The organism is Agromyces binzhouensis, from assembly GCF_004135055.1.
GTDB lineage: Bacteria > Actinomycetota > Actinomycetes > Actinomycetales > Microbacteriaceae > Agromyces > Agromyces binzhouensis.
Genome location: NZ_SDPL01000520.1, coordinates 1 through 1,804 on the forward strand (window position 1 = coordinate 1; position 1,804 = coordinate 1,804).

The 1,804-nt window shown below is 72.6% G+C and carries 2 protein-coding genes; both read left to right on the forward strand.

All coding sequences use genetic code 11. The features are described from left to right. Positions 1 to 193 precede the first annotated feature (193 nt). On the forward strand, positions 194 to 346 hold the full coding sequence (locus ESO86_RS19325) for a hypothetical protein (RefSeq protein WP_165308146.1): 153 nt from the start codon (positions 194 to 196) through the stop codon (positions 344 to 346). 81 nt (positions 347 to 427) lie between these two features. After that, on the forward strand, positions 428 to 1,663 hold the full coding sequence (locus tag ESO86_RS16335; protein ID WP_242492423.1) for a TadA family conjugal transfer-associated ATPase: 1,236 nt from the start codon (positions 428 to 430) through the stop codon (positions 1,661 to 1,663). Positions 1,664 to 1,804: the final 141 nt, after the last annotated feature.

Consider the following 1,804-nt stretch of genomic DNA (forward strand, 5'->3'; position numbering starts at 1 on the left):
GGGAGGTGCGCATCGCGACGCGCGCCCGGGAGTCGGCCGCCGCCGAGGCGGCGAGGTCGGCACGCGCTCGCGATGAGGCGCAGGCCGCGCTCGACGACCTCGACGGATGACCGATTCCGCAGGCGCGGCGGCGGGCCCGGACGAGTATCTTGTTGGTCGGTTCCCCCCCCAGACCCGGAGACGGGAGCGGAACATGGCTGAGAAGAACTGGGAGTGCCGCATCGGCATCCACAAGTGGGTGCTGCAGCACGAGCCCGAGAGCGGTACGGCCTACTACGCATGCGCCCGATGCGGGACGGAGCGCTCGCCCGACGGGTCGAGGGTGCCGCCGATCGTCGGCGGGTGACGTCCGCTGCCGCTCGGGTGCGGCGGGTCCCGTGTGGATAACCGAGCGGTCGATCGGCCCGGCTTGTCCATGATGGGAGCCATGTCCGACCCCGTGCGCACCATCGCCGAGCGCGTGCGCGGTCGGGTGCTCCGCGAGGGCGTCGACCTCGCCCGCGACGAGGTGATGGCCGCCCGCTTCGCCGCCGAGGAGGTGCGTCGGTACTCCGAGCGCGCGCTCGCCGGCGCGCACGCGCCGCTCGCCGACGAGCAGGGCGCGGCGCGCGAGGTCGTCGCATCCATCACCGGGTACGGCCCGCTGCAGCCGTTCTTCGACGACCCGGCCGTCGAGGAGATCTGGATCAACTCGCCGACCCGAGTGTTCGTTGCGCGCGCCGGCGTGGCCGAGCTCACCACGGTCGTCCTGTCCGATCGCGAGGTGCGCGACCTGGTCGAGCGGATGCTCCAGCACTCGGGCCGCAGGGTCGACCTCTCGTCGCCGTTCGTCGACGCGTCCCTGCCCGACGGATCTCGGCTGCACGTCGCGATCCCCGATGTCACGCGAGCCCACTGGGCGGTGAACATCCGGAAGTTCCAGCAGCGCATCCGCTCGCTGCAGCGGCTCGTCGAGCTCGGATCGATCACCCGACCCGCGGCCGAGTTCCTCCGGATGAGCGTGCTCGCGGGCGCCAACGTCCTCGTGTCGGGCGCGACGCACACGGGGAAGACGACCATGCTGAACGCGCTGCTCGCGGCGACGCGTATCGGCGAGCGGGTCGTCACCGTCGAGGAGACGTTCGAGCTCGACCTCGACGTGCGCGACCTCGTCGCCATGCAGTGCCGCCAGCCCAACCTGGAGGGCAGCGGCGAGATCACGCTCCGTCGACTCGTGAAGGAGGCGCTGCGGATGCGTCCCGACCGGCTCGTGGTCGGCGAGGTACGGGAGGCGGAGAGCCTCGACCTGCTCATCGCCCTGAACTCCGGCGTGCCCGGCATGTGCACGATCCACGCGAACTCCGCGCCGGACGCGCTCGCGAAGCTCTGCACGCTGCCGCTCCTGGCCGGCCGGAACATCGACTCCGCCTTCGTGGTGCCGACCGTCGCATCCTGCATCGACCTCGTCGTCCACCTCGGCATCGACCGCGGCGGACGGCGCCGCGTCGTCGAGATCGCCGCGACGACCGGCGCGACCGACGGAGCACGAGTCGAGGTCGAGGCGATCTTCCGCCTCGACCGGTCGGCCGACGAGCTCGCCTGCACGGGAGCGCACCCGGCTCGGCTGGAGAAGTTCGCAGCGGCGGGGCTCGATCCGGCGATCGTCCTGGGTACGGCCGCGTGAGCCTCATCCTCGGTGCGACGCTCGGCGCCGGCATCTTCCTCGTGCTGTCGCCGTGGCTCTGGCCTGCGCGACGGGCGCTCGGCACGCCGGTCGATGTCGGCGCGGGGCGCGGCGCGCTCGCCGCCGTCCGCGACGAGCTGG

Excerpts from the sequence above, each read along its gene's own strand:
- ESO86_RS19325 (WP_165308146.1), top strand. The coding sequence starts at position 194 with ATGGCTGAGAAGAACTGGGAGTGCCGCATCGGCATCCACAAGTGGGTG.
- ESO86_RS16335 (WP_242492423.1), top strand. The coding sequence starts at position 428 with ATGTCCGACCCCGTGCGCACCATCGCCGAGCGCGTGCGCGGTCGGGTG.